Source organism: Bermanella marisrubri, assembly GCF_012295615.1.
Lineage (GTDB): Bacteria > Pseudomonadota > Gammaproteobacteria > Pseudomonadales > Oceanobacteraceae > Bermanella > Bermanella marisrubri.
In genome coordinates this window covers 939,635-965,270 of sequence record NZ_CP051183.1, presented here as the reverse complement: position 1 = coordinate 965,270, position 25,636 = coordinate 939,635, and the positions used below count along the sequence as shown (strand labels likewise).

Sequence of the window (25,636 nt, the reverse complement as noted above, 5' to 3'; positions counted from 1 at the left end):
AGTTTACCAGAAGCCCCCAAGCGGGTAAATCCGAGATACAAAATTTAACGGATAAATCCGCCCTCTATGGTTTTAGCCTAGCAGTTAGGACTAATAACGCCTCACATAAATGACAACCCGGCGGTTTTCGGCTCGCTGTTGGGCATCCATCACCTGCCCTTCAATCGGAGCCGATTTAGGCCGAGAGTCAGCATAACCAGAGGCTTTGAGCTGCTCTTTTTTGACTCCTTTGCCCAGTAAGTACTTAACCACGTTACTGGCTCGAGCTGCGCTGAGTTCCCAATTGGAAGGGAATTTCTCAGTGCTAATGGGCACATCATCCGTATGTCCCTCGACTTCCACCAAGTGGGTTTTATGAACACTGCTTTCAATCACTTTGGTGACTTCATTGAGGACAGGCAAAGCCTGTGGGCGTATGGCGGCACTGCCAGAGTCGTACAGAGAGAAATCGCTGAATTCGACTTTGACCCCTTTTTTATCAATCACCACGCTGACGTTTTCCTGCATATTATGTTGATTGATAATCTGGTCGAGTTCTTTTTTGATGTCGCTGAACGGAGTCACTACCTTCTCCCCCGTCAGCACACCTGCGAGCCCTTCTTTTAATGATTCAATTTTGCCTTGATTCAAATCAGATACGGAGAGAATCATGACAAAAAAGGCGAGCAATAGCGTTATGGCATCCGCGTAGGTGACAATCCAACCTTCACCGTCAGCATCAAAGGTTTGTCGACGACGACGCAGCCCACGTTTGTAGGTTTTATCACTCATTTTCTAGCTCTTGTGGGTGATAGCGCTTAGAGGGCTTCACATAAGCGTTCAAGCGATCTTGAATAAACAGAGCATCGCGCTTTTCCGCAAGCAAGCAAAATCCATCAATCATCAATTGGTGCTTAAAGAATTCTTGTTCTTGCTTTTCCGTTACATGAGCTGCTGTGGGCTTGAATAATAGGTTAGCCAGTAGAACACCATAGAGCGTGGTAATTAATGCCAATGCCAAACCTTTACCTAGGTTGGCCATGTCATCGCCCATGTTATCCAGCATGATGATTAAACCAACAATGGTCCCCACCATGCCAAATCCGGGAGCATAAACGCCCATGGTATTTAAAACTTTTCCTTCCAAACTCTGACGCTGCCAATGGCTATCCATGGCATCGCCCATGATGACGCGGATGTCTGCAGATTTGTATCCGGAACCCATTAGCTCAATCCCCAGTGATAAAAACGAATCTTTCGACTCTTTTTTTGTCAGGCTATCTTCCAGCGCACTAATGCCACCATCGCGGTAGATATTGGAAAACTCTGTAAAGCGTTGGACTAACTTAGATAAATGGCTTTGTGTGCTTTTACTGGCTTGTACAGTTTCAAGCATGGCACGAAGTGCATGCATGACCTCATTAAAACTAAAGCTGATGAGTGATGCCGCGAACGTTGATCCAATAACCATCATGGCACTGGCAGCACTCAAAAACATGAGATGGTTGTCCGTGCTGCCAACCACGGCAAGCACAAATAAACCGATACCCGCTGTGATACCAATGAGCGTACTGAAACTGATCATGACTCAACCTGTGCCTGTAGCTGATCCATGGAGAACTTACCTGTACTGATATATTCCCGTAGCTTGTGAACAATCGCTCGACGTGCTCGGTCGATTTCTTGCTGACCAATACGTCCCTCTTTGCGTTTTAAATCTTCCCGCGCCATGGCTTTCAGTTTCGGCGTCAAAGAGGTTAAAACGTGAATTTTAAATTGGTCAGGGGTATTGCAAATTGCCTCACCAATAAACTGGCGATCCACTTCGCGTAAAGCGTTGCTAAGGATATTTTTCGGTGTTTTGATTATATCTGCAAAGGTAAAGTATTTCTGGCGCAGTTTATAAAAGGTATCCGGCTTATCATGTTTTAACTGCTTAAGAACTTTGGCTTCTTCGCTGCTGCTCATATTGTCCAGCATGCTCATAAGCATGGTGAGCCCGTCAGCGTTGACATTTTCAAAGCTCGGAACTTGTTGAGCGGATTTCGCTAAACGGTCAGCCACGTCTTTAAACGTGTCCACAGGAAACGACTCAAACTGACCAAGTTCAGAAATAACCTGCGCCTGTTGATTTCCTGCTATACGGTTTATAACACGCGCTCCTTGTTCACTAGGCAACTGACTAATGACCAAGGCCTTAATTCGTGCATCCTCGTGCTGAATCAAATACAAAACCTGAGAATCATTGAGTTTCGATAAAAACTCAAAAGGATGACTTCTCACCGGTTCGCCCGTATGCAGTTTCTGTTGCAGCACTTGATGAAAATCTTGAAGATGCTGCAATTGCTCTTCTTCATCAGGATGCTGCTCTGCTAGATGAGCCATGATGCTTTGTAACTCATCCGGTTTTACATTAGGAAAAATCGAGCGAAATAGGCTACGACCAAGTACTTTATAAACGCTGGCGAGCATGGGGATTTTATCTTCTTGTGTCGTCAACTCATCCATTATGCCTTGCACAACCATAGGCTGCCCCAAGCCCAGACTAATCACTTCTTGCCGTGTCTTCTGCATGGATTCTTTTTGCCGTTGTTGCTGATCAGGTTCTTCAGGTTGGATCGTTGACGAAGCCGTCGCGGGCAATTCTGTATTAAGATTCGAGCTTGACTCTTCATTGTTTTGTTTCTTACGTAGCATCAAAACAATTAAAATTAGGAACAAAAAGGCCAGCAGACTTAACAAACCTAGTAGTAACTCATTCATATGCTGCTCTAACCAGGTTTTAGGCGCTACTGTTTGCTCTTCCGGCGTTGTCTCATCCAACTCACTAAATTGAGTTTTAATGATTTCAAACTTATCGCCGCGCAGGTCATTTAGATTGGCTTTTTGATAGACAAGATTTCGAATAAATGCCTGCTGCTCTTCATTCGTATCAGTATCAACCACAACAGTAATCATCAATTGCTTAATTTTATTGAAAACCGCAATGGTTTCCTCTTCCATCTGTTCTTGACCGGACCCGCCGTTACCTCCATTTTCCCATTGAGGTTGACGTTGCTGTTGCTGCAAGCGCTCAATTTGCTCACGCATAAATTGCAGCTCAGCATCTTTTTCTTTATCAGAAGGGATTTCGGTAAAGGGTAGACCAGGCAAGCTTTCTACATCGCTTTCACTTTCCTCAAAGTCCGATTGAGGAAAACGAATCTTTGGGTAATCCCGACTAGGTGCAACAGGCTGTTGATTTTGTGTCGGCTTAATCGGCTTCTTGATCACTTGACGAATACGCTGAATTTCAACATCCACATTCACCATAAAACGGTTGTGACCTAGGTATGCACGAATATCTCGGGCGAGACGGTCTTCTAAACGGGACTTTAACTGTATTTCTTCGAGATCGTCTTTTTTAGTCGGAACCTCAATGGGCTCTTCTTGTGCATAAGAGATCTGTGAAATCAGCAATATAAGGAGCAAAGCTATCCGAATCATTATTCGCTCCTAGTTCACCAAACGTAAACTTTGTTTGACATCGCTTAGGGATGGATCAAGTTGCAAGGCTTTTTCCCACGAACGACGCGCATCGGTTTTGCGACCCATCTTGTAATAGATACTGCCTTTCAGGGCATGAGCTTGCGCTGACGAAGGAACCAAGGCCATGGCCTTGTTGGTTTCTTCAAGGGCTTTCCAATAAGACTTGCGATAGAAAAGTGCCTGAGCACTTAGCATGTGTTTTGTAGCATCAGAGAATAACGCAACCGCTTTTTCATTAAAAAATTCTTCCTCCTCTGAAATGGTATCGGGACGTTTAGCTTTTGCTTTACCTGTCCCTGTATCACGTCTCACGCCAGGCACAGTCATGTCTGAACCTGGCGGTAAGTCCATGCTAAATACAATGTCACTCTCACCCGCATTTAACATCATCATCACATCGTACCCAGGACCATGACGATGAATATTGACAATACCGTGGTTCGCTTTCGCATACTCTTCAGAAGTTAAGTCGCTGGCGCCTGTTCCTGTCATTTCAGATGTGTCTTGAAACGTCCCCGGAAGCTGTTCTTTAAACGGATTCTGTTCCATATCAAACTGACGCAAGCTACAGGCTGACATAATCAAAGCAATACTTAAGATACTTAATACGCGCATACCAGCCCTCCTTAAAAGCGATAACCCAATGTGAGCTCAATGCCAGTTCCACCAAAATCTGAAGAATCTTCATAATTGGCATCCGAGTCCCATTCAACCTCATCGGATGAAAGGTAAACGGCACCAATAGCCATGAAGCCGTTTGTGACAAATGGAAACTCCAGACCGAATTTACTCATTAAACCGTGACTGCCACTAAAGAAAGCCTGTCCTATACCTAAATATACCTTGGTATTTACCCAGTCTTTTACTGCATCGACATTCACGTAAACTCGGCCCTCTAAATTAAAACCATTGATACTAAATTCATCGGTTTCGGAAAAATTACGGAAATATTCAAACCCAAGGCTATATTCAATATCTTTGTTCAAGCTCGTGTATTCTCTTCGGCGTAGCCCAAAGCCAGTGACGTTATCTAATTTTGCATCAGCCGTAGCGCCCAATCCGTCACGTTCTGCACTTAAGGCCATGGAGCTAATGGTCATCTCGATCTCAATGGTTTCGAACTCTAGCTCCTCTTGCTCTCTTGTGGTTTTCTTAGCGTATTCCTTCAACCACACCAACTCATTATTAGTGGCATTTACCATGCGCAGATTCACTGTAAACTTATTCTCGTGAACACTGGCACTCCATAAAACAAACGCATCCACGCGGACGTTTTCCGAGAGTTTTCTCAAGTCCTGATTGCTCTGAGCACTTTCACTGATTAATAATCGACTGTCCTCAAAATTGACCCGCGTATTACGACATTCAATGCAATCTACGACTTCAAAGCGTCCAATGCCCATGAACTTACCGAGCAGTTTATTCTCAATCATTAAATGGACTTGTTTGGGGATTTTGCGGTGCAAGCGATCACCGTTATGATAAAAAGCAATTCGCTTAATCTCTTTATTGATGTCCATCAGCTCCTCGGGAATGAGAATACTGTCGTCGTCTAAAAGGCGAGAAAAGCCTGCATACTGGGTTGCAGGAATACCTAAGTCGGGTAAACCCGATGACACCACGCGAGTCTCTGAAAAAGATTTCGACGAAATTATGGCGCAAATAATAAAAATGACCGTCGAGATAATAACGGTTATTGAGGAAAATTTTTGCTGATCCTGAATCATCCTTGGCGTCGTCCATCATTGCCTTTCACTATAAAAATAAGCATAGCCGATGACACGTATTGCGCTAGCTGAGCATAGCGTTTTGCACTAAGGTTTTATGTACTCAGGCCGATATAGTCTAGGGACAGAAAAAGGAATGTGCATGACCGCTATGAGAGTCCTCGAAAAACCCTATTTCATTATTATTGTTTTAATCGCTCTACTACCGGTCAATTCTTATGGCGACGGGCAATGGATTACTGGTGTGATTGTTTCAGGGTTGGAGCAACGAATGGATGACGAAGAGGCCGCTTTCGAAATTATTGCCGCCAATAAAATACATAAGTGCAATGATAAAGGCAGCCAGACTTTTCGTTTTTATAGTGAATATGAGCAAGTACAAAATCGAAGGTTTGAATTAGCGCTGACCGCCTTTTTGCATAAAAAGCCAGTTTCGCTTTACGTCAATGGTTGTGAGAAGGGAACCATGTTGGTGGAAAGATTAATTATTAGGGACACTCTGGAGCGCCCCTAACACAGCGATGACAAAGCCCCTATTTTTTACTCATAAAGGCCGTCCGTGCGTGCCGCCATAATAAAGTCATTACGATGCAAGCCCTTAATATTATGACTCCACCAAGTCACGGTGGCTTTGCCATATTCCAATAGAATATCTGGATGATGATCCTCGGATTCTGCTAAGTTTCCGACCTTGTTAGTAAAGGCTAAGGCCTCCACAAAATTCTTAAATTTGTACTCCCGCTTAAGCTTGGATGCTCCCTCTTCCAGCACTGTTTGCCAGCTGGGGATATGCTTGAGTAAATCCGCTTGCTCGGTTTCGGTTACTTGGCGTGCGTTTTCTTTGGATCCATCGAACGCTTCGCTTGCTAAGGTCATACGACGTCTCCTGTATTAAGAATGTCCTTTCAGCATACTAGAAACGTTTCAAGATACAAATCTAAGCCTGAAAAACGAAAAAAGGGAGCTAGGCTCCCTTTATGTCGATTGATTCGATCAAGTTAAATGACGAATCTTAACCCAGTTCTTTGGCGTTGATCTTGGCGTACCACTCTTGTGGACCCGTTTTATGAACCGAGGTGCCATTCACATCCACAGCCACCGTTACTGGCATATCAACCACATCAAATTCATAGATGGCTTCCATACCCAAGTCTTCAAAACCTACGACTTTTGCATCGCGGATAGCTTGAGATACCAAGTATGCCGCGCCACCGACTGCCATTAGATATGAAGCTTCATTGTCTTTAATTGCGTCAATGGCGATTGGACCACGTTCAGCTTTACCAATCATGCCCATAAGGCCGGTTTCTTCGAGAATCGTACGGGTAAATTTATCCATACGAGTAGCAGTCGTTGGACCTGCTGGTCCCACCACTTCATCGCGCACAGGATCAACAGGGCCCACGTAGTAGATGAAGCGATTTTTAAGATCTACCGGCAGCTCTTCGCCTCTACTGATCATATCGACCATGCGCTTGTGCGCGGCATCACGGCCAGTTAGCATTTTACCGTTCAATAACAGGGTTTCGCCCGGCTTCCAAGCTTTCATGTCTTCGCGAGTGACGGTGTTGAGGTCAACACGACGCACGCTATCGCCCACTTCCCATGAGATTTCTGGCCAGTCTTCTAGCTTAGGTGGTTCTAGTTTTGCTGGACCAGATCCATCAAGTTCAAAATGAGCATGACGAGTGGCAGCGCAGTTCGGAATGATTGCAACTGGCTTGTTTGCTGCGTGTGTAGGGAAATCAGCTACTTTCACGTCAAGTACAGTGGTCAGACCACCTAAGCCTTGAGCGCCAATGCCGAGCTTGTTCACCTTCTCAAACAACTCTAAACGCAATTCTTCAGCGCGAGTTTGAGCACCACGCTCTTGCAGTTCTTTAATATTGATTGGTTCAAGTAACGCTTCTTTCGCAACCTGCATGGCCTTTTCAGCGGTACCACCGATACCTATGCCCAACATACCTGGCGGACACCAGCCTGCACCCATTTTAGGCACTTGCTCTAAAACCCAGTCCACGATGGAATCGGAAGGGTTTAACATGGCGAACTTAGATTTGGCTTCTGAACCACCGCCTTTCGCAGCAACATGCACATCAACAGTATTACCTGGAACAAGCTTAGTGTGGATAACCGCTGGCGTATTGTCTTTGGTATTCTGACGCTTGCCATCTGGATCAGCCAATACAGAGGCGCGTAGAACATTGTCTGGATGCGTATAGGCGCGACGAACACCTTCGTTGGCCATATCTTCAACGCCCATCGTCGCGTCTTCAAAGCGCACATCCATACCAATGGTCAAAAACACGGTTACAATACCGGTATCCTGACAAATAGGACGATGACCTTGGGCACACATACGGGAGTTGATTAGAATTTGTGCAATAGCGTCTTTCGCGCCTGGATTCTCTTCTTTGTTATACGCTTCTTCCATAGCTTGGATGAAGTCTAACGGATGGTAGTAGGAGATATACTGCAGAGCATCTGCCACACTCTGGATCAGATCTTCTTGCTTGATCACAGTCATAATGAGGGTCTCTCAATCACTCGCTTTAAAAAAGGTGCACGGATTGTAGCACGAAAACTAAGGGGAAACAGGCTTCCACTTTGATCTAAGGAAGTGTGATTTTAAAACGACTGCCTTTATTTTCCATAGATTGCACCTCGATTGTGCCGTTGTGAGCGGTGACTATGGTGTACGCAATAGCCAAGCCCAAACCGATTCCCTGCCCCACTTCCCGAGTAGTAAAGAAGGGTTCAAAAACCTTACTCATATCCGCCTCATCAATACCTGGACCATTGTCATCGATACAGATAATTAGCTTACCTTTTTCTCGTCCTATGATTATTCTCACTCGCCCGTTGGATTTGCTTGCAATGGCTTTAAACGCATTGTCTAAAACCTTGTTCAACGCAAGTTTGATTTGATCTTTTCTGCCTTTCATTGGCACATCATTGGCGTATTGCTTCATGACCTGTACGGATTTGGGATAAAGCGGAGACAAATCTGATACGATCCGATCGATAACGGCTGCAATATTAAATTCACTGACAGACTCCTTATCAATTTCGCTGAATACTTGCATGCCTGCCACAATATCTTTGACTCGAATCAAGGCTTGAGAGGCTTCATCAATCAAGTCCCCCATATCGTCAGAGATCGCATCGATGTTTTCTTCTTTATTGTGGGTTACTTGTTCTTGGTTTTCTGCGGAAATATGCGTTTTTTGTAATGCATTTATATGCTCCACCAGCTCAACCCCATACTCCTTTAACGTGGAAATATTTGCACTGACGATGGCCATTGGGTTATTAATTTCGTGAGCGACCCCCGCGGCCAAATTTCCAATAGCGGCAAGCTTTTCGGTCTCCAATAATTTATTTTTCGTTTTCACCAATGCCATTGAGGTTTTGTTAAATTGTCGCAACAATTGACCAAATTCATCATGGCGTTCTACTGCAGGATAGTTTTCTCGATTACCTATCGCTAGCTGTTTAAAAAGTCGACTCAATTGTTTAATAGGTGATACAAACGATCGTGTGAGACGTGACGATAGCAACAGGATCCCCATAGAAAAGGCGACCATTAGAATAAACATCAATAGTTTATATCGATCCAAGGGTTGCATAATAAATTTTTCTTCATACTGTAAGCTTAGCAAGCCATCAATACTTGGGATAACAGAGGAGGTTTTAAAATCAATAGACTCTATATTCTTTGGTTGGATATCCTCACGAAATATCATCTGATACCAAAATGATTCTTCTAGCTGCAAGTTTGTGACACTCAACTTGGCCGTTGAAGTGAACAACCCTTTTCTCAGCAATTGATTTTCAAGCTGCGAAAATGTCCGACTGACCATCAATGTACCTATATGGCGATTATCTGAAAAAACAGGTGCCGCATAATAGAATAGTTGTCGATCTTCATATTTATCCAAACCGCCAAACATAGAGTAACGAGACAGACCCATATTGCTTTTCTCATATACATAGGCTAACGGACTCGGCTCTGACCTCAATTTGGTATTATGATAATGCCCCTGTAACAAACTAAAAACCACATAGCCCGAATTACTTATTAAAAACACATCATAAAAACCATTGAGTTCGATGAGCTTTGTTATAGCAGGAATATACTTGTCTTCAGCTTTTTGATAGTCAGTTGAGTATATCCCTTTGTTTGCCAACACCTGTTCGAAGTCCAACAAAGCATCCGATATCATGGGCATATGCGTCATCGATACAATATTTTCTAATGCATTTTTATTAAAAATCTCAAATTGATAAACAGTATCTTTTGCATGTCGGGAAATCTCATTATGTACACCTTTTAAATAACTGTCCTCGAACATGAGAATTAAAGTAATACCAACCGCAAGCACAGGAAGCAAGCCAACAATCATCATATAAAACAGCAGGCGGGTTCCTACACGTTTAAATGCAATATCGGGAAACAAGCGATTAAATAGACTGCCAACGGCCATTTTTGTTTCTCCAATAGAGTCTCATTTGTAAATCCCAGTGTGTTGCTGGCCTTAGTTCTGGAAACACAATAGGTTCGACTGATTCTATTTTTTTCACCACGCTCACATTCTCACCATCGCGCATGATTAAATATTGGTTGTGCCACATGTGTTGATTCTGTATATGCATTGAATTACGCACAGCGTCGCGAGAAAATTGCTTTGCAGATAAATCATCAAGCGACCATCGAGGACGATCAATTTGTGAATCTAGAATCTCTTTCACAAATATCCATGAAGTTAACATCTGTGACTGCTGATTCTGTGGTGATGACGTTATAAAAAAATGTTGTGACTGGCTACTGGAATCCATTGGATCAAGACATGTATGAATACCTTTCTGTAGTGAATCATCAATCCATTTAAAAATTTTTTTGCCTATATCTGCACATGCCGTATTGATGTAGAGATCATTTGAGGTACTTTCGATGATGTCAGCTATTACATCTTCATTGTTTTTAGTCATGAGCAGCGCTCTACCCCACTGATAGTCAATCGCCTTCATATACTGCTTTAAGATGTAATGACTCATGTGTGAATCGATATTTTGCTCACCCAACAGATGTACTGACTCAAGCTTACGCCCCTTGATAAGAGGGAGTAGTAAGCCGAGTTTTTGAGAAAAAATCGGACCTAAATGCCACAAATTAGGATGCTGTACCAAGCCATGACTTCGCCCCAAAAATATAAAGGGGGTTATGGTGTCTTTTACCGCGTCTAATACCTGCATTTTGCAGGTTCCAGTAAAACAACCGAGTAATACTTTCTGCGAGCCTTGCAAGGTGGAAGTTGACTTTGACAGAGCCTCTGGATCGTTATCGACAATACTAAGTGTTAGATGCTTATGATCTTGAATATACTCAGTTAAGTGCTTTATGAAGGTATTATTCTCAACGGAGTAACCGCTCTCTTGGATATAAATTAGTTCAACTTGAGGCAGCGGTGAACGATTTATCCAAATCACGCCAGCAATGGCGATTATGAGAACAAATGCAGAAAAGAACTGAAACCAGCGCATAAAAACACCTAGTATTAGCTGTATAACTAATACTAGCTGTCTAAGCTGACAAAATTAGAAAATTCTAGGCTAAAAACGATAAGTAGTTAGAACGGAATCTGCTATGAAGGCTACCACCACCATTGCATGGTATTTTCATCTTCCTGAGCTTCTGCATCAAGATCAATGACACGGCTATCAAACACTTCTTCTAGCTCATCCTCTGATAGCGGCCCCTGCGACTTAATCACTCTCCCGCCCTCACTAAGCATGCGGGTTTGAGGCATTTCTTGGTGAGCCAAATCTTTACTCACGAGCATGAGAGGGCCATCGCCTAGAGGAATATCTTTGTCCAATTTTTGAAACGCTTCATCTGGGGGATCTATTTCGCTATAGCGCAAGAAATAGACCTTGTCCGCCTCCACGGCAAGATTAAGCTGTGCGATACGCTTTAAGTCAAACTCGAACGATTCTGTCGCAATGCCTTCTAGACCAAAAAGGGGGCGCCTCATTATAATTTCGTATTCACCCGGCTCTAGCTCAAACCACGTATAACCATTCGCTTTAATATTAAAAATACGCTCGTTGTCCATGTAAAACGTTGGTGCTTCGATCTCGTCCGCGGCCCATTCACTATTAGGTCGATAAACATATAGCAGCGCTTTGTTTTCGTAATCCCAACGGTTAGCCACCTGCTCATACTCTTTGCCAGAGGTAGACGATATATAGGCGCCAAAGTTATGGCCTATGGATTGATAAATTTGTAGGCAGCCAGTCAGCGTGACCAATACAAATATTGCGGTTAAGAACTTTATTATTTTTGTCATTGTAGTCTTGTTGCGCCAGATTAAACTGTTTCTGAGAACAGATTTTATTTCGCTGCGTATAATGACATAATTACAAAAAATAACAAAAGAAAACAGGCCGGAAACAATACCATGGAACGACCTAAAGTGACGTTAGGCAAGGTATTCGCAGTACTTGTTATCGCTATCATTGCGCTACCTTTTGCGCTCGCTGAAGACTATATTCCCATAGGAGAAGAGTACTATGGGAACGATATCGACGCAGCCATTCGCGAAGCCAAGCAAAATGACAGAACGGGTAATTATAATAAAAAGTATTGGTACAACCGCACTACATCAAAATCATTTGCTTTACCAAAACTACAGAGTGATGACCTAGAAAAAGCTCGTTTAGAGGGGGCATTAGGCGCAACTGCAGCTGGGAAACCTGACGATAAAAGTTTACCAGATGATGAAAATTCAACTCGATTAGCAGAAGAATTGCGCAGAATTACTGAAGAAGAAAGCAATAATCTAACTGACAATCAACCTGTGGACGCTGCTGACGTCTTAAGACAACGCTTTCAGACATATGATCAAATCCAATCTGAACTTCCTAGCGGTGCAATTATGTCAACAGAAGGCATTACTAATATCGGTACGGTGAACAGCACACCAAGACCGTAACGAATATAAAGCAGCAAAGCTAAAATACAAGCATTAAGCAGGATAAAGGTGCGAATATGAAATGGTTAATCGTCTTAGCAATGACCTTTTTAACAATGCATACAAGTGCTTCTGATCTCATAGATAATTATTATTCAAACGATATCAATACCGCTGTTAATACTGCTAGAGAGCGTCCCCACCATTACGATTACAGTACCACTTATCGCTATAAACGCACGACAGCGCAGAGTATTGAACTGAAAAAACTGAATCTCGATGAGTTAGATGAAACGCGTTTAAAAATGAGTGGAAACTTACCGGAGCAAAATACCGCAATTAACAATGAAAATAACACTATTGCACTGGAGAATGATCAACGAGTTGAGCCTCAGCAATCCTCTACTTCAGATATACCCAGCGCAATCTTACCGAAAGCCATCAATCCCATATACAGTGGGCAAACACTACAAGGACAGATGTCGACTCAAGGCATCCTTCAGGCTGGTTCGGTAACATCGACGCCCAGACCCTAAACATACAAGACTTATTATTAGGAAGTCTGGGATAAACTTTGCCTAGCTTTGCTTGTCCTTAATTCCCGCGATTTCTTTGCCAATAAAAATAGCTTGCTATCGCGTTGCCACTGCTGCTGAATCACAGAATGGCCCTGTAACGCTGACAGATATTCTTCCGAGAGTTTCATAAATTTCTCGTATAGGGCTGCAAGATTGATCAATTGATTCGCATCTAGACTTCCTTGAATTTTTACTTGATCAACCAGTGTATCTGGCGTCAATGAAAAATCCGCATTCGTTATATTGAGAGACTCAAGCTGGGCAGAAATATGCCAACAAAAAACCGCCAGCATGTATTGATCTTCAAGTAAGCGAAAGCGTTTACTGTAATCACTATGACCATCCCCCTCCAACTGGTAAGCATTTGCTTCAGTTAAGGTCAACTTGCCATGATCAAGTTCAGGGAGGATACCAGCAGGACGACTCTCGCTAATTTCGACTCCCTTCGTATCTTTCTTCAAGCTGTACGCTCTCAATCTTCCTTGTTCTTCAAGAAGGTGGGACCTAGCAATCACTATAAGCTGTCTTACATGTTGTCCATGAGTGACAAAGGTTTTTTCCCCACTTACAACAATTTGGCTTTGTGCATTGAGCACAGCTTGAGCTTGTAATTGCCGGGGGTGATTGCCCTGAGTTTCAGAAACACAAAATGCGGCCCACTGCTTCGGATTAAGCAAGGGGACCAAATGAACTATTGCGGCTTGATAAGCCAACGCAAACGCTTGGCTTGGCGATGCAGTACGCCTCGCCAAGTGTTCTAAAGTCTCTTGGGATTGATGATAATTTGACTCTAAAACTGCTTGCTCAAACACCGCCCAACTATCAAACATCGTCATAATCAAGGTGTCGCTTGCGTTGCAGAACCTGCTTTTTGTGACGCAGATAATGTCTTCAATTCAGACTCTAAAACATTGATTCGTTTGAGTAGTCGTAATCGCGTAGCATCCATAGCCTTAATTCCTTTTTCATGGCGTTCGAGTGTCGCTGCTAAGTCTGAAGGCAAAGACGCTATCGCTTTATCCACACCCTGCTGTAACGCCTTATTTTGTTCTTTAAGCTGACTCATTTGTCTATTGAGATCTTGTTTTAGCTGTGCAATATCGCTAACCAATGACTTCTCGGTCTTATCTACCTCTGCAGCAATGCGGCCAATGCGCTTGTCATGCTCGGTAATTTGCTTATTCTGAGCATCTAAGCGATCTGCATTTTTATTGATGTTTCGCTTGTTTCTTTTGTTGGACACATCCCAGAGTTTACGGATCTCATGATCTTGCTCTTTAATGATCACTTTGAGTGCGTCTACCGATAAGTTAGCTTGTTCATCAGTACTCACTAATCGCTTCTGCAAAGCAGCAATAGCTTGTAATTGTTTATCGCTTTGGCCTTGAAGTTTATAAAATTGCACCAATAAACCAATAGTTAAGGCCAAGGTGAACAACAAAATAGCCCATACGATCTTTGAGTTGCCACCAGAACTCCCATGAGCTCTAGGTTTTGCTTTGGGTCGTGTGCGTGATTCCACTTCATCTTGGCTGATTGAAATAGAAGCAAGTTGTTCGGGTTCTTGTTCTTTACTCATATTGGACCAATATTCTCGAAGTTTTTGCCCATTTTGGCAGGCTTTCGAGGATTGGCAAGTCATCTAATGTGATCTGGGAACCAGAAATCAACGAACTATATGCACTTGCTAGCAGGGTATAACCCTATTTTTTACATGAATAGAAAGCCTCAGCGTTGAGTGCTATCATTCATGAAACCTAGATAAAACCTTGGCTGAACTGCTAAATTTATCTTTTTTTGATGATTGAGAGTCAACACAATAACGGAGAGCCCATTATGGCATTCGAACTTCCAGCACTTCCTTATGCGAAAGACGCACTCGAGCCACATATTTCTACAGAGACACTAGAGTATCACCACGGTAAACACCACAATACTTACGTGACCAAGCTAAACGGTTTGATTCCTGGTACTGAGTTTGAAGGCAAATCTCTAGAAGATATCATCAAAACTTCTTCAGGTGGTGTATTCAACAACGCAGCACAAATTTGGAACCACACTTTCTATTGGAACAGCCTAAGCCCTAATGGTGGTGGTGAGCCAACAGGTGCAGTTGCAGACGCTATCAATAAAGAATTCGGTTCTTTTGATGCATTCAAAGAAAAATTTAACGACAAAGCGGTTAACAACTTTGGATCTAGCTGGACTTGGTTAGTTAAAAAAGCTGACGGCAGCCTAGACATCGTTAATACGTCTAACGCTGGCACCCCAATCACAGAAGAAGGCGTGACGCCTCTAATCACTGTGGACCTATGGGAACACGCTTATTACATCGACTACCGCAATCTACGCCCTGAATACCTAAAAGGTTTCTGGGCACTTGTTAACTGGGACTTCGCGAACGAGAACTTCGCCAAGTAATCCAGATAAGTTGCTGAAAACAGGCCCTAGGGCCTGTTTTTTTTTGTCTAAATTATTTTAAACTAGCGACTCTATTTTACAGAGTAAATGGTGTTTCATGCCCCGACTTATACTTGGCTCAAGCTCACCTTTTCGTCGAGAGCTATTAGAAAAACTGGATCTTAGCTTTGAATGCGATAGCCCAGACATTGACGAGACGCCACTGAAAAATGAAAAACCAGAAGACATGGTGGCGAGATTGGCAAAAGCAAAAGCCATGGCCATCGCAGAACGAAATCCCCAATCCATCATAATTGCTAGCGATCAATGCGCAACCTTAGACGGCGAAATCATTGGCAAGCCAGGTGATCATGAAAACGCAGTAGCTCAACTACAAAAAGCCAGTGGTCGCTGTGTTACTTTTTACACGAGCCTATGCGTCTACAACGGTCAAAATGAAGTAAGTGAGGAAATTGTAGAGCCTTTTTACGTTTACTTTCGCGAGCTAAACGACCAGCAAATCGAAAACTATTTGCAGAAAGAACAACCCTACAACTGCGCAGGCAGCTTTAAATCGGAAGGCTTAGGCATTAGCCTATTTGACCGTTTGGAAGGAAGCGACCCTAATACATTGATTGGTTTACCGCTCATACAGCTCATCCGCATGCTAGAGAAATTCCACATCAAGGTCATCTAAAGCGAAGCGGGTTGGAGTCGAACTGGAAGTGTATGGCATCCTCCTAGAATTTGGAGGATGCTCGGTAAGAACGATTGCTAGGGATTAATTAGCGTGCGAACAACTTGCGCAGCTTTTCATCGATACCGTCATCACCCATGATGGCTGACAAATCAATATCATAAATACCATCGTATTTACGTCGTAAAATCTTTTTATTGTCTGCTTTATCCAATACAACCGTTGGCTTTAGGAAAACAATCAAGTTTTGTTTCACACGGCTTTCACTGGTTGAGCGGAATAACCAACCGATGATTGGAATATCACCTAAGAAAGGCACTTTACTTTCACTTTCTTGAACGGCATCGCGAATCAAACCACCTAACATCACAATTTCACCGTTTTCAGCCAAAATTTGTGTCTGAATTGAACGCTTATTCGTTATCAAATCTGCTTGCCCCTCAACCGCTGTTGGAGCAACCGATTCCGTACTTTGCTCAACAGACAAACGAACAAACTTGCCGTCCTGAACATGTGGTGTAACTTTTAAAGTTGTACCGATATCTTCGCGCTTAATGGTAGTGAATGGGTTGGAATTTGATGTACTTGATGTGGACCCTGTCACGAACGGCACGTTTTGACCCACGATAATTTCTGCTTCGTGATTGTCCATGGTCATGATGCTAGGCGTGCTGAGCAAATTCGCATTACTAACAGACTCCAAGGCTTGTACTAGGAATGCAAATTCGGTGTCACCGTTTTGGCCAACCCCACCTAATGTTAATCCTGAGCTGATCGCAGGTTGACCTGTTGCAATACCCGTTATTAATTGCGAAATACTGGTGCCTGCATTAGCAAAATCGGTAGCGACTAATGGTGTTTCACCCGTTTCTTGGTCCAGTGCAGCAGTTTGCACACCTACACGATCATCTACCTGGCCAGTCACTTCAACAATCGCTGCTTCAATCAGCACTTGAGCTCGACGCACATCAAGCTCGGTAACAATTTCTTTGATTTCCGACATAACAGAAGGCTCCGCCCGAACAACCAGGGCATTCAATCCGGTATCCGCATGAATACTCACACTGCCTCCTGCTTGAGATTTACCTTTGTCGTCTTTTACATCACCCATTAGGTTTTTAAGTAACTCCGCCAACTCTTCAGAGTCCGCGTGCTGAAGACGAATCACTGATGCTTTACCAGAGAACTTTGAAGGACGATCCAAGGTCGCGATCAATTCCTTAACTCGCTCTCGTGCAGATTGTTCACCTTGGATGATCAATCGATTTGCTCGTTCATCAGCCACAACGCGAATGCGACCAGCTACACCACTGGCTTCACGGGCTTTGCCACCTTCACTTACTTTATCTGGGTCAAGGTTCGTTAAGATATCAACAATATCGCCAACCCAAGCTTCCTCTAGCTGAACCACTTCTAACTCGGAAACACCTGAACCGTCTAAACGCTGAATAATTTTTTCAAGACGGCGCACATTAGATGCATGATCCGTAACAATTAATGCATTTGCGCTTTTGACACCGGCCAAATGACCATATTTAGCCACCATAGGTCGTAAAATAGGAACCAAATCCAGTGCTGGCGTATCTTTAATTTGAATCACTTGCGTAATCATTTGCTCGCTTTGAGGAGCATTGACCGTGGTGGGCATACCACCTTCTTGTTTCGTATCGTTTTGCTGAACTATTTTGATGATGTGACCAGCAGGAATGGCAGAAAAACCGTGCACAGCCAGCACAGACTGGAACATTTCATAAACTTCGTTTTGTGTCATGGGCGTATCAGAAACAATGGTCACCTTGCCCTTTACGCGAGGATCGATCACAAAACTATAACCCGTGATATTAGCGACCTGAGTGATAAACGCTTTGATATCTGCGTCCTTTAAGTTCACTTTCCAAGTTTCATCATCTGCAGCCAACGCCTGAAACGGCATGGATAGCAACAACAGCGCTATCGCCAAATAGGTTCTTATTTTCATATCCATTTTCTTACCACATTGAAAACTGTGCATTAAAACCGGTGAGGGATCGTCAGACGACGACTGCCTCGCTCTATTACAATGGTGGCCTGTCCAGAGGCATACACCTGATCAATGATCTCACGATCCTGTTCTGGATCCCCCAATTGATGACCATTGATCGAAATTAACTTATCACCCGGCTTCATACCGATACTCATCAGCATCGTGGCCGACGGGGTCAATACATAGCCATCGCCGGTGGCTGTAACACCTAGGTTTTTCATCGCCGACTCAGGGTTAGCGAGCTGCTCTTTGGCAAAATCAACAAATTGATCCGGCGTGCGAATTTTCCTCAATTCTTGTTTAAATTCACGTCGATCTAATGGTTCCTTGCTCGCGGAGACGCTGGGCGCTTTGCGTTGGGAAGAAATGCCTTTCAACAAGGCTTGGCTTTCTTCAAATGTCAACGTCTCAAGCTTTCCGCTATTGTCCAAGATCACTCTGTCTTCATATACCTGTGACAAACGCGTTCGCCCTTGAACACGATCACCGACTAGGAAAAACTCACCTTCACGCCCTTGTTCACTGATAATTGCACTAGATTCTTCTGGCGTTTTTGCAACAAATACACCCATCAAAACTAACCGCAGTCGAGTCTTAGGCGCATCGATTTTTTCTTGTACGTCTGTTTGCGCATCGGCTTCACCCATTAGATGCCAAGATGCCATATCATAGCGTTGCGAACTCGTTTGCACTTTGTCGCCATCCAAATTTGGCGGAGGCAAAACCAGCGTTGGCTGCTCAATAACCAACCAAGTCATGACCGCCAGCTGATAAGCTAGAACCAAACTCAGCACATATTTAGCCAAGGTTAACGTCGGCGCAACTGCTTTGTGGTTAAGCCAATTCATATCGATCATGGCAGCACCTTCTCGGACACTTCAAAAATGACATCATCAGGTGTCACTTTACCGCCGGGCCAAGGCTCATTTATTAAATCAAGCATGCGTTTATAAATGGATACACCGCCCCACCCATCTGTATTGAGATAAGCTTGCGCTACACCGTTACCTTCTGTGGTATTCAAATCCACCAAAAGCTTACCTTGCTGTTCTGATAGTTGAGCAACCAACATTGGCATGGTCGTGCGCTTGATTTGACGACCTTTGGGGTAACTCACTTCACCACCCAACCACACAATATTGCCAGTTACGTTGTAAGCAGTTTTGTCCTTAAAGTCATAATCCAATGACTGGATATTAAGTTCTACATCACCTTGCATGGTGCGTCTCGTACGCTTAATTGCCTGGTTTATTAGGGTTTCGTTAATTACACCAGTTAAACCATCAATGCTCACATAACGACTCAGGGCATTGGCCCTTAGGCTTGCATCGACATTTAAGAAATTACCCTTAGCCTGAATATCCGCTGCGATACTACCTGTGAATAAAGGCAATATATCCAAGTCCCATCGGGCTTGCAGTTGACCGGTATAGGGATGCTTAAGCGTTACCGCACCCTGCCACAGCGTGCCTTCAACCGCTATTATTTCCACAGGCAAGCCCTTGGGCTCTAGTAGCTTGTAGACAAAACTAATCGGGAGTAGTGCAACCAAAAACAGCAAATAGGCGAGAATGGATACAGCAATGAGTTTCTTGTTATTCGGGGCCTTGGCCACAGACGACAAACCTTATTCTTATTAAATCATAGTAATTGCGAGCTATTGTAAAGCAGCGAAGCGCTAGTGTAACCCGCCTCTGTGACAAAAAAGTGAAACAAAATCGTCAAATTTGAGAAATAAAAAAAACCCGATCACAAAAAGCGACCGGGTTTTTTCGTTTTCTCGCTATTTAACCGATGCAACGGTCAAATAATGAACGGCTTACATCATGCCTGGCATGCCGCCCATTCCGCCCATGCCACCCATATCAGGCGCACCGCCGTTTTCTTCTGGAATATCAGCCACCATAGCTTCAGTTGTGATCATTAAACCACCCACAGATGCGGCCGCTTGAAGAGATGAGCGGGTTACTTTAGTTGGGTCAATGATACCTAATTCGATCATATCGCCATATTCGCCAGTTGACGCATTGTAACCAAAGCTACCCTCGCCAGATTTTACCTTGTCTACAACAACAGAAGCCTCATCACCAGCGTTGTAGGCGATTTGACGAATCGGTGCTTCCATAGCACGTAGAGCAAGCGCGATACCCACGTTTTGATCTTCGTTGTCACCAGTGACCGTTACGTTAGAGATGGCGCGAATAAGAGCGACACCACCACCAGCAACAACGCCTTCTTCAACGGCTGCACGAGTGGCTTGCAGTGCATCTTCTACACGGTCTTTCTTCTCTTTCATTTCGATTTCAGAGCCTGCACCGACCTTGATCACGGCTACACCGCCAGCTAGTTTCGCTAAACGCTCTTGTAACTTCTCTTTGTCGTAATCAGATGTTGTGGTTTCGATCTCAGAGCGGATTTGTTCGCAACGAGCTGTCACATCAGCATCCGAACCGGCACCACCCACCATAACTGTGTTCTCTTTGTCGATAACGACTTTCTTGGCTGTACCTAGATCTTCTAGAGACGTGGTTTCTAGGCTCATGCCCACTTCTTCAGAAATCACTTTACCGCCAGTCAAAGTCGCGATGTCTTGCAACATAGCTTTGCGACGATCACCAAAACCAGGCGCTTTTACAGCGGCTACTTTAAACGTACCGCGCATGGTGTTCACAACAAGTGTTGCTAGCGCTTGGCCTTCAACGTCTTCCGCAACGATTAATAGTGGACGACCAGACTTGGCAACATTCTCTAGTAGAGGAATGATTTCTTGTAGGTTGTCGATTTTCTTGTCAGCAAGAAGAATTAACGGGTTCTCTAGCTCAACATTCATCTTCTCTTGATTATTGATGAAGTAAGGAGATAGGTAACCGCGATCAAACTGCATACCTTCAACCACTTCTAGCTCATCTGCTAGACCTTGGCCTTCTTCAACCGTGATCACACCTTCTTTACCGACTTTCTCCATCGCTTGAGCAATCAGATCGCCCACAGTTTTGTCAGAGTTGGCAGAGATGGTACCAACCTGAGCAATGTTTTTGCTATCTGTGCAAGGGCGAGATAGTTTTGCTAGCTCTTCAACCACAGCCGCAGTCGCTTTATCGATACCACGCTTAAGGTCCATTGGGTTCATGCCAGCGGCAACGCTTTTTAGGCCTTCATTAATAATTGCTTGGGCAAGTACTGTTGCAGTAGTCGTACCGTCACCGGCTTTATCATTGGCTTGAGACGCCACTTCCTTAACCATCTGTGCGCCCATGTTTTCGAACTTGTCTTCTAGCTCGATTTCTTTGGCTACTGAAACACCGTCTTTAGTAATGGTCGGTGCGCCAAAAGATTTATCCAGCACAACATTGCGACCTTTGGGGCCTAACGTTACTTTAACCGCATCTGCTAAAACGTTAACACCTTTTAGCATTTTAGAACGGGCGCTATCACCAAACTTTACATCTTTTGCCATGATTCTTGTTCCTCTATTTACTGTTCAACACTATAAAATTTGAAAGCAGGCTTATTCGATGATGCCTAATACATCGCTTTCATTCATGATCAATAGCTCTTCACCGTCTATCTTGACGGTATTGGCTCCATATTGACCAAATAATACAGTGTCGCCTTCTTTCACTGCTAATGGCTGAACTTCACCGTTTTGAAGAATGCGACCGCTACCTACAGCAACAACTTCACCTTGATTTGGTTTTTCAGCTGCTGCGCCAGGAAGCACGATACCACCAGCGGTTTTGGTTTCTTCTTCTTTGCGACGAACCACAATACGATCGTGTAACGGACGAATTTTCATTTACGTATCTCCATACGAATTGTTTGTATTGTCAGGGTTAAAAAGCGACTGCTTCGAACTAAAATCATCGGTTTCATTGTTAGATTTAATCCGATGCAACCACCAAAAATTTTGGATGCTTTGAGAATGGGGTCGAGATATCAGATTTCAACACCCATTAGCAAAAAAATTTAATCTTTGCGTTCGTACTCACCTTCGATAATGCGACCAGAGTCATTAGCGCGAGTTGAACCCGGCTCACCTCGGTAAACCTGTATCTTGGGTGCTAACACACCACGACTAATGGAAGCTGCTAAAGGACCACGAATAAATGGCATAACACCTAAAAATCCCAAAGTGTCAGTGACGAAACCAGGAATCAGCAAAAACACACCACTGACCAGCAAAATCACACCTTCAATCATATGCTGTGCAGGCAGCTCACCCATGGCCATATGCTCTCTAGCGCTGTTAAGCGTGCGTATCCCCTGTAGTTGTACCAAGGCTATGCCGATCACCGCAGTAGCGATGGTTAACAATACTGTCCACAGCGCACCTACTTTGTCTCCAACTTGGACAAAAACGGCTATTTCAATTAACGGCAGCAATATCAGGGGCAATAAAAAACGCATGATTCCTCACTTTTTTCTGTTTACATGTTAATGGTGGTGTCTTTTTTGCTTTTCAAGAGAAAACACTAAAAAATTGACACAGGTGATACATGGGCGAATTAGTTGAACTTCTCGATAGCAGTATCAAAATCACTCTGGGGGCCATTATTGCTGGGCTAACTGCATACTGGATGTCAGGGAGTCGAGTTAAGCAACACCTTAATCAGCAGAAAATTCAGCATCAGCGTGACCTAATCGAAGGCATCGCACAACAATCAGAGCAAGTTCATCACGTGTTCATGAAATACTTTGAACTCATCATTGAATACATGAACGCCACGCGCAACGGCTATGACTGGCCGCAAAGCCGCCGAAGCGAGCTGTATTTAGTATTGGATGAAATGGTTCACAGCTTTAATGAACTGACTGCTGCAGAATCCAAGTTATTGTTACTGAATGAGAAAATGCTTTACAAGACGCTACGTAAATTTCGTAACAAGGTGGTTTTTTTCCGACGCCACTTCTATATCGACAAAAAGGATCTAAGCGAGCAAGAAGCGCAAGACATCAAGCGCGAAATCAGCAAACTACGTGAACAGTTTTTTGCTGAGCTCAGTGCCTGTTACGCAAAGGTATAAGCTTGCCAGAGTATGTCCAACACCTGTTAAGAAAATTGTAAGACCTGTTGTTTCCTTCGTGTGTAGACCCTTCGCCCCAGCTGTTTCGGGGCACCTTTTCTTTCTTGAGTAAACCATAGCATTGCCAAAATCTATATAATCGCTAGAGTACATCGGTAATTTGACTGACTTTGGAAGGCAACTCATGGATCTTTCCCAATCTGTAATCGCCATTACAGGTGCCGCGCAAGGCCTTGGACTGGCAATGGCGCAATATCTAGCCGATAAACATGCAAAACTCGCACTGATTGATCTAAACCCAGAAAAACTCGCCGAAGCAAAACAAACTTGCTTGCACGCGGGCAGTCCACAAGTAGAAACCTACGAAATTAATGTAGCTGACGAAAAGCAGGTTGAAGACCTATTTGCAGATATCCCAAAAACCCTCGGCGGCCTCAATGGTTTGATCAATAACGCTGGAATCTTGCGTGATGGCCTGTTGATACGTCAAAAAGATGGGGAGATTCAGAAACTCTCGCTCTCCCATTGGCAAAGTGTGATTGACGTTAATCTCACTGGGGTCTTTTTATGCGGCCGCGAATGCGCCTATCAAATGATCAATCACCAACAGCAAGGTTGTATTATTAACATCTCCAGTATTAGCCGATCTGGCAACATGGGACAAAGCAATTACAGTGCAGCCAAGGCTGGGGTCGCATCCCTCGCAACCGTTTGGAGTAAAGAATTGGCCCCTCATGGTATACGATGCAATGCTATCGCCCCAGGCTTCATTGAATCTGACATGACCGCCAGCATTCGTCCTGAAATTATCGAAAAGATGAAAAAAGGCATCCCCATGGGCCGCATGGGCCAAGCGCAAGAAATCGCACACACTGTAGCATTCCTGCTAGAAAACGATTATATGAGTGGTCGGATTGTCGAGGTTGACGGTGGTTTACGCCTCTAAACCACCGGTATTGCTCAATAGTTCCCCACTCGACCAAAGTCGCGCTATTTTTTTGTGGCTCCTGATAGATTTGAACTACTCTAATTAAAGACAGGTACAAATCTAGCAAGGGGTCGCTCTATGGCGCTCAATTTACAGAACAAGCTTTTGGGTATCATCAGTGCCGGAATCATTGCCGTTGGACTGATTAGTGGTACGAGTTTCTTGTCACTGTCGGGAGACGTTCAAGAATTTGAAGAAGTACTGGGTAAAGATGTAAAAGCAGCCCTCGCCGCAGACCGGATGAGCATTGAATTCAAAATTCAGGTTCAAGAATGGAAAAATGTTCTCTTGCGCGGACACGACCCCGATCAACGTGAAAAGTATTGGGGACGCTTTAACAAGCAGCATGATAAAGTACAGGCGCTTGGCCAAAACATTATTGATTATACTGCTCAGCCGGAAGTAGAAACTCTGACCAAAGAGTTTCTCGCTGAGCACAATGCTTTAAAACCTAAGTATCAAAAAGGTTTAGACACCTTCATGGCATCAGGTTTTGACCACAAAGCAGGTGATAAAGCCGTATCTGGTATCGATAGGGCTCCCATTAAACTATCCGTACAAATAACCGATACCGCCTTTGCGCAGGCTGAAGAGCATAGTAACTCAACCGTCAACTCAGCCAATTCCACTGTCACTGCTGGATTAACCATCATACTGGTGGCTGTGGTTGTAATTTTAACTCTGGCTATTATGTTTATTAAGCGATCGCTTATCACACCCATTCAAACCGCTCATAAATATCTAATGGATCTTGCTGCAGGTCACCTAGATTTCGATATTAAGACGCATAGAAGCACTGACGAAATTGGTCAAATGTACTCAGCCTTGAAGCAGCTGCAAGGCAACCTCTTAGACGGCACTAATGCCATCAACAGTAGTATTCAGCAGCTCAGCGAAAATGCACAAGAATTGCATCGGATCGCTACTGCTATCGAAAGAGGTACAGACGGCCAATACAAGCGCACTGACCAGATGGCCACTGCGATTACAGAAATGTCAGCCGCAGCCAGTGAGGTGGCTCGACACGCGCAAGAAGCGGCCAGTGCTGCTCAGGATGTGGATAATATTGCTCAATCTGGCGTAAGCATCATGCGTAATGCCATTTCAGCAATTAACAGCACCAGCGAGCAGATAGCCAACACTGCCGAAGTTGTGCGAAACCTTGAGCAAGATACCAAGAGCGTAGGGACAGTCTTAGACGTTATTAAAGGTATCGCAGAACAAACCAATTTACTTGCCCTTAATGCGGCCATTGAGGCTGCGCGAGCCGGTGAACAAGGTCGAGGATTCGCCGTGGTTGCTGATGAAGTCCGTACCTTGGCCCAGCGCACACAAGAAAGCACTGCCGAAATCCATACGATCATCGAGAATGTGCAGAATGGCGCGCTCAACGCAGTAAACGCCATTGAATCTGGTCAACAAAGAACCGAAAGCAGTGTTGAACAAGTAAACCAAGCGGGAACGACCATCGAGAATATATCGACTGCCGTACAAAGTATTCTCGGTACCAATGAGCAAATTGCTCAAGCCGCACAAGAACAAAGCAGCGTGTCTGATGAAATCTCGCAAAATGTGAACGACATTACGCAGATCGCCAGCGAAAGTTCTGAAAATGCGAAACACACTTTACAACTCAGCGAGACACTCACAAAAATGTCCAGCACACTAAAGCAACAGATGAAAAAGCTTAAAGCTTCATAATATTAATCTGTTACTAT

At 44.0% G+C, this 25,636-nt stretch carries 26 protein-coding genes; 8 read left to right on the top strand and 18 right to left on the bottom strand.

Features of this window, described 5'->3' with window-relative positions:
* Positions 1 to 90 precede the first annotated feature (90 nt).
* From HF888_RS04415 to HF888_RS04395, 5 genes are read right to left on the bottom strand one after another with little or no spacing between them, the layout of a single operon-like run.
* Positions 91 to 771: an OmpA/MotB family protein gene (locus HF888_RS04415; protein ID WP_007018999.1), complete on the bottom strand. Its 681-nt coding sequence runs from the start codon at positions 769 to 771 to the stop codon at positions 91 to 93.
* Positions 764 to 1,564, bottom strand: coding sequence for a motility protein A (locus HF888_RS04410; RefSeq protein ID WP_007018998.1), 801 nt, complete (start codon positions 1,562 to 1,564; stop codon positions 764 to 766). Before HF888_RS04410 ends, HF888_RS04415 begins: the two co-directional genes overlap by 8 nt.
* Positions 1,561 to 3,465: a FliG C-terminal domain-containing protein gene (locus HF888_RS04405; protein WP_007018997.1), complete on the bottom strand. Its 1,905-nt coding sequence runs from the start codon at positions 3,463 to 3,465 to the stop codon at positions 1,561 to 1,563. The genes HF888_RS04410 and HF888_RS04405 overlap by 4 nt, the downstream gene beginning before the upstream one ends.
* Positions 3,466 to 3,474: 9 nt before the next feature.
* Entirely contained in the window at positions 3,475 to 4,122 is a 648-nt protein-coding gene (locus HF888_RS04400) for a tetratricopeptide repeat protein (protein ID WP_007018996.1), read from the bottom strand.
* Between the two features lie 11 nt (positions 4,123 to 4,133).
* Positions 4,134 to 5,129, bottom strand: coding sequence for a hypothetical protein (locus tag HF888_RS04395; protein ID WP_133308530.1), 996 nt, complete (start codon positions 5,127 to 5,129; stop codon positions 4,134 to 4,136).
* Positions 5,130 to 5,376: 247 nt separating this feature from the next.
* Here HF888_RS04395 and HF888_RS04390 point away from each other — a divergent pair, with 247 nt between their 5' ends.
* Positions 5,377 to 5,748, top strand: a complete 372-nt coding sequence (locus tag HF888_RS04390) for a hypothetical protein (protein ID WP_007018994.1) — start codon at positions 5,377 to 5,379, stop codon at positions 5,746 to 5,748.
* A 26-nt stretch (positions 5,749 to 5,774) separates the two neighbouring features.
* Here HF888_RS04390 and HF888_RS04385 read toward each other — a convergent pair whose 3' ends face one another.
* The 5 genes from HF888_RS04385 to HF888_RS04365 all read right to left on the bottom strand — a co-directional run bounded on the left by HF888_RS04385 (position 5,775) and on the right by HF888_RS04365 (position 11,584).
* The gene (locus tag HF888_RS04385; RefSeq protein ID WP_007018993.1) at positions 5,775 to 6,110 is read right to left on the bottom strand and encodes a 4a-hydroxytetrahydrobiopterin dehydratase; all 336 of its coding nucleotides are present in this window, start codon (positions 6,108 to 6,110) and stop codon (positions 5,775 to 5,777) included.
* A 136-nt stretch (positions 6,111 to 6,246) separates the two neighbouring features.
* Positions 6,247 to 7,761, bottom strand: coding sequence for a fumarate hydratase (locus HF888_RS04380; protein ID WP_007018992.1), 1,515 nt, complete (start codon positions 7,759 to 7,761; stop codon positions 6,247 to 6,249).
* A gap of 85 nt (positions 7,762 to 7,846) precedes the next feature.
* On the bottom strand, positions 7,847 to 9,721 hold the full coding sequence (locus HF888_RS04375) for a sensor histidine kinase (RefSeq protein WP_007018991.1): 1,875 nt from the start codon (positions 9,719 to 9,721) through the stop codon (positions 7,847 to 7,849).
* Positions 9,699 to 10,778, bottom strand: coding sequence for a hypothetical protein (locus HF888_RS04370; protein WP_007018990.1), 1,080 nt, complete (start codon positions 10,776 to 10,778; stop codon positions 9,699 to 9,701). Before HF888_RS04370 ends, HF888_RS04375 begins: the two co-directional genes overlap by 23 nt.
* 110 nt (positions 10,779 to 10,888) lie before the next feature.
* Positions 10,889 to 11,584: a DUF2846 domain-containing protein gene (locus HF888_RS04365; protein ID WP_007018989.1), complete on the bottom strand. Its 696-nt coding sequence runs from the start codon at positions 11,582 to 11,584 to the stop codon at positions 10,889 to 10,891.
* A 111-nt stretch (positions 11,585 to 11,695) separates the two neighbouring features.
* Here HF888_RS04365 and HF888_RS04360 point away from each other — a divergent pair, with 111 nt between their 5' ends.
* Complete coding sequence (locus tag HF888_RS04360) at positions 11,696 to 12,229, top strand: hypothetical protein (RefSeq protein ID WP_007018988.1); 534 nt, start codon at positions 11,696 to 11,698, stop codon at positions 12,227 to 12,229.
* A 56-nt stretch (positions 12,230 to 12,285) separates the two neighbouring features.
* Positions 12,286 to 12,744 (top strand): hypothetical protein, encoded by a 459-nt coding sequence (locus tag HF888_RS04355; RefSeq protein ID WP_007018987.1) that lies wholly within the window; start codon positions 12,286 to 12,288, stop codon positions 12,742 to 12,744.
* 17 nt (positions 12,745 to 12,761) lie between these two features.
* Here HF888_RS04355 and HF888_RS04350 read toward each other — a convergent pair whose 3' ends face one another.
* Both HF888_RS04350 and HF888_RS04345 read right to left on the bottom strand, forming a co-directional pair.
* On the bottom strand, positions 12,762 to 13,622 hold the full coding sequence (locus HF888_RS04350; RefSeq protein ID WP_040298232.1) for an acyl-CoA dehydrogenase family protein: 861 nt from the start codon (positions 13,620 to 13,622) through the stop codon (positions 12,762 to 12,764).
* A 2-nt stretch (positions 13,623 to 13,624) separates the two neighbouring features.
* On the bottom strand, positions 13,625 to 14,365 hold the full coding sequence (locus tag HF888_RS04345) for a hypothetical protein (protein ID WP_007018985.1): 741 nt from the start codon (positions 14,363 to 14,365) through the stop codon (positions 13,625 to 13,627).
* Between the two features lie 257 nt (positions 14,366 to 14,622).
* Here HF888_RS04345 and sodB point away from each other — a divergent pair, with 257 nt between their 5' ends.
* Positions 14,623 to 15,207: a superoxide dismutase [Fe] gene (sodB, locus tag HF888_RS04340; protein WP_007018984.1), complete on the top strand. Its 585-nt coding sequence runs from the start codon at positions 14,623 to 14,625 to the stop codon at positions 15,205 to 15,207.
* Between the two features lie 97 nt (positions 15,208 to 15,304).
* The gene (locus HF888_RS04335; protein ID WP_007018983.1) at positions 15,305 to 15,883 is read left to right on the top strand and encodes a Maf family protein; all 579 of its coding nucleotides are present in this window, start codon (positions 15,305 to 15,307) and stop codon (positions 15,881 to 15,883) included.
* 88 nt (positions 15,884 to 15,971) lie between these two features.
* On the opposite strand, the gene gspD is transcribed toward HF888_RS04335, so the two are convergent.
* From gspD to HF888_RS04305, 6 genes are all read right to left on the bottom strand, one after another.
* Complete coding sequence (gene gspD, locus HF888_RS04330) at positions 15,972 to 17,861, bottom strand: type II secretion system secretin GspD (protein WP_133308529.1); 1,890 nt, start codon at positions 17,859 to 17,861, stop codon at positions 15,972 to 15,974.
* Positions 17,862 to 17,893: 32 nt separating this feature from the next.
* Positions 17,894 to 18,763, bottom strand: a complete 870-nt coding sequence (locus HF888_RS04325) for a type II secretion system protein N (protein WP_007018981.1) — start codon at positions 18,761 to 18,763, stop codon at positions 17,894 to 17,896.
* A complete protein-coding gene (gene gspN / locus HF888_RS04320) occupies positions 18,760 to 19,521 on the bottom strand; it encodes a type II secretion system protein N (RefSeq protein WP_007018980.1) in 762 nt (253 codons plus the stop codon). The genes HF888_RS04325 and gspN overlap by 4 nt, the downstream gene beginning before the upstream one ends.
* A gap of 204 nt (positions 19,522 to 19,725) precedes the next feature.
* Positions 19,726 to 21,363 (bottom strand): chaperonin GroEL, encoded by a 1,638-nt coding sequence (groL, locus tag HF888_RS04315; protein WP_007018979.1) that lies wholly within the window; start codon positions 21,361 to 21,363, stop codon positions 19,726 to 19,728.
* Positions 21,364 to 21,414: 51 nt separating this feature from the next.
* Entirely contained in the window at positions 21,415 to 21,702 is a 288-nt protein-coding gene (gene groES, locus HF888_RS04310; protein ID WP_007018978.1) for a co-chaperone GroES, read from the bottom strand.
* Between the two features lie 170 nt (positions 21,703 to 21,872).
* Positions 21,873 to 22,313 (bottom strand): FxsA family protein, encoded by a 441-nt coding sequence (locus HF888_RS04305; RefSeq protein ID WP_210436500.1) that lies wholly within the window; start codon positions 22,311 to 22,313, stop codon positions 21,873 to 21,875.
* 89 nt (positions 22,314 to 22,402) lie between these two features.
* Between HF888_RS04305 and HF888_RS04300 the strand changes: the two genes are divergently transcribed.
* The 3 genes from HF888_RS04300 to HF888_RS04290 all read left to right on the top strand — a co-directional run bounded on the left by HF888_RS04300 (position 22,403) and on the right by HF888_RS04290 (position 25,619).
* Complete coding sequence (locus tag HF888_RS04300; RefSeq protein WP_168367042.1) at positions 22,403 to 22,930, top strand: energy transducer TonB; 528 nt, start codon at positions 22,403 to 22,405, stop codon at positions 22,928 to 22,930.
* A 184-nt stretch (positions 22,931 to 23,114) separates the two neighbouring features.
* On the top strand, positions 23,115 to 23,876 hold the full coding sequence (locus tag HF888_RS04295; RefSeq protein WP_007019108.1) for an SDR family oxidoreductase: 762 nt from the start codon (positions 23,115 to 23,117) through the stop codon (positions 23,874 to 23,876).
* 120 nt (positions 23,877 to 23,996) lie between these two features.
* Positions 23,997 to 25,619: a methyl-accepting chemotaxis protein gene (locus HF888_RS04290; RefSeq protein WP_007019107.1), complete on the top strand. Its 1,623-nt coding sequence runs from the start codon at positions 23,997 to 23,999 to the stop codon at positions 25,617 to 25,619.
* Positions 25,620 to 25,636 lie beyond the last annotated feature (17 nt).

What these genes read in the sequence shown, in the direction of transcription:
- HF888_RS04415 (WP_007018999.1), bottom strand. Translation starts at nt 771, where the DNA reads ATGAGTGATAAAACCTACAAACGTGGGCTGCGTCGTCGTCGACAAACC.
- HF888_RS04410 (WP_007018998.1), bottom strand. Translation starts at nt 1,564, where the DNA reads ATGATCAGTTTCAGTACGCTCATTGGTATCACAGCGGGTATCGGTTTA.
- HF888_RS04405 (WP_007018997.1), bottom strand. Translation starts at nt 3,465, where the DNA reads ATGATTCGGATAGCTTTGCTCCTTATATTGCTGATTTCACAGATCTCT.
- HF888_RS04400 (WP_007018996.1), bottom strand. Translation starts at nt 4,122, where the DNA reads ATGCGCGTATTAAGTATCTTAAGTATTGCTTTGATTATGTCAGCCTGT.
- HF888_RS04390 (WP_007018994.1), top strand. Translation starts at nt 5,377, where the DNA reads ATGACCGCTATGAGAGTCCTCGAAAAACCCTATTTCATTATTATTGTT.
- HF888_RS04385 (WP_007018993.1), bottom strand. Translation starts at nt 6,110, where the DNA reads ATGACCTTAGCAAGCGAAGCGTTCGATGGATCCAAAGAAAACGCACGC.
- HF888_RS04380 (WP_007018992.1), bottom strand. Translation starts at nt 7,761, where the DNA reads ATGACTGTGATCAAGCAAGAAGATCTGATCCAGAGTGTGGCAGATGCT.
- HF888_RS04375 (WP_007018991.1), bottom strand. Translation starts at nt 9,721, where the DNA reads ATGGCCGTTGGCAGTCTATTTAATCGCTTGTTTCCCGATATTGCATTT.
- HF888_RS04370 (WP_007018990.1), bottom strand. Translation starts at nt 10,778, where the DNA reads ATGCGCTGGTTTCAGTTCTTTTCTGCATTTGTTCTCATAATCGCCATT.
- HF888_RS04365 (WP_007018989.1), bottom strand. Translation starts at nt 11,584, where the DNA reads ATGACAAAAATAATAAAGTTCTTAACCGCAATATTTGTATTGGTCACG.
- HF888_RS04360 (WP_007018988.1), top strand. Translation starts at nt 11,696, where the DNA reads ATGGAACGACCTAAAGTGACGTTAGGCAAGGTATTCGCAGTACTTGTT.
- HF888_RS04355 (WP_007018987.1), top strand. Translation starts at nt 12,286, where the DNA reads ATGAAATGGTTAATCGTCTTAGCAATGACCTTTTTAACAATGCATACA.
- HF888_RS04350 (WP_040298232.1), bottom strand. Translation starts at nt 13,622, where the DNA reads ATGACGATGTTTGATAGTTGGGCGGTGTTTGAGCAAGCAGTTTTAGAG.
- HF888_RS04345 (WP_007018985.1), bottom strand. Translation starts at nt 14,365, where the DNA reads ATGAGTAAAGAACAAGAACCCGAACAACTTGCTTCTATTTCAATCAGC.
- sodB (WP_007018984.1), top strand. Translation starts at nt 14,623, where the DNA reads ATGGCATTCGAACTTCCAGCACTTCCTTATGCGAAAGACGCACTCGAG.
- HF888_RS04335 (WP_007018983.1), top strand. Translation starts at nt 15,305, where the DNA reads ATGCCCCGACTTATACTTGGCTCAAGCTCACCTTTTCGTCGAGAGCTA.
- gspD (WP_133308529.1), bottom strand. Translation starts at nt 17,861, where the DNA reads ATGAAAATAAGAACCTATTTGGCGATAGCGCTGTTGTTGCTATCCATG.
- HF888_RS04325 (WP_007018981.1), bottom strand. Translation starts at nt 18,763, where the DNA reads ATGATCGATATGAATTGGCTTAACCACAAAGCAGTTGCGCCGACGTTA.
- groL (WP_007018979.1), bottom strand. Translation starts at nt 21,363, where the DNA reads ATGGCAAAAGATGTAAAGTTTGGTGATAGCGCCCGTTCTAAAATGCTA.
- groES (WP_007018978.1), bottom strand. Translation starts at nt 21,702, where the DNA reads ATGAAAATTCGTCCGTTACACGATCGTATTGTGGTTCGTCGCAAAGAA.
- HF888_RS04305 (WP_210436500.1), bottom strand. Translation starts at nt 22,313, where the DNA reads ATGCGTTTTTTATTGCCCCTGATATTGCTGCCGTTAATTGAAATAGCC.
- HF888_RS04300 (WP_168367042.1), top strand. Translation starts at nt 22,403, where the DNA reads ATGGGCGAATTAGTTGAACTTCTCGATAGCAGTATCAAAATCACTCTG.
- HF888_RS04295 (WP_007019108.1), top strand. Translation starts at nt 23,115, where the DNA reads ATGGATCTTTCCCAATCTGTAATCGCCATTACAGGTGCCGCGCAAGGC.
- HF888_RS04290 (WP_007019107.1), top strand. Translation starts at nt 23,997, where the DNA reads ATGGCGCTCAATTTACAGAACAAGCTTTTGGGTATCATCAGTGCCGGA.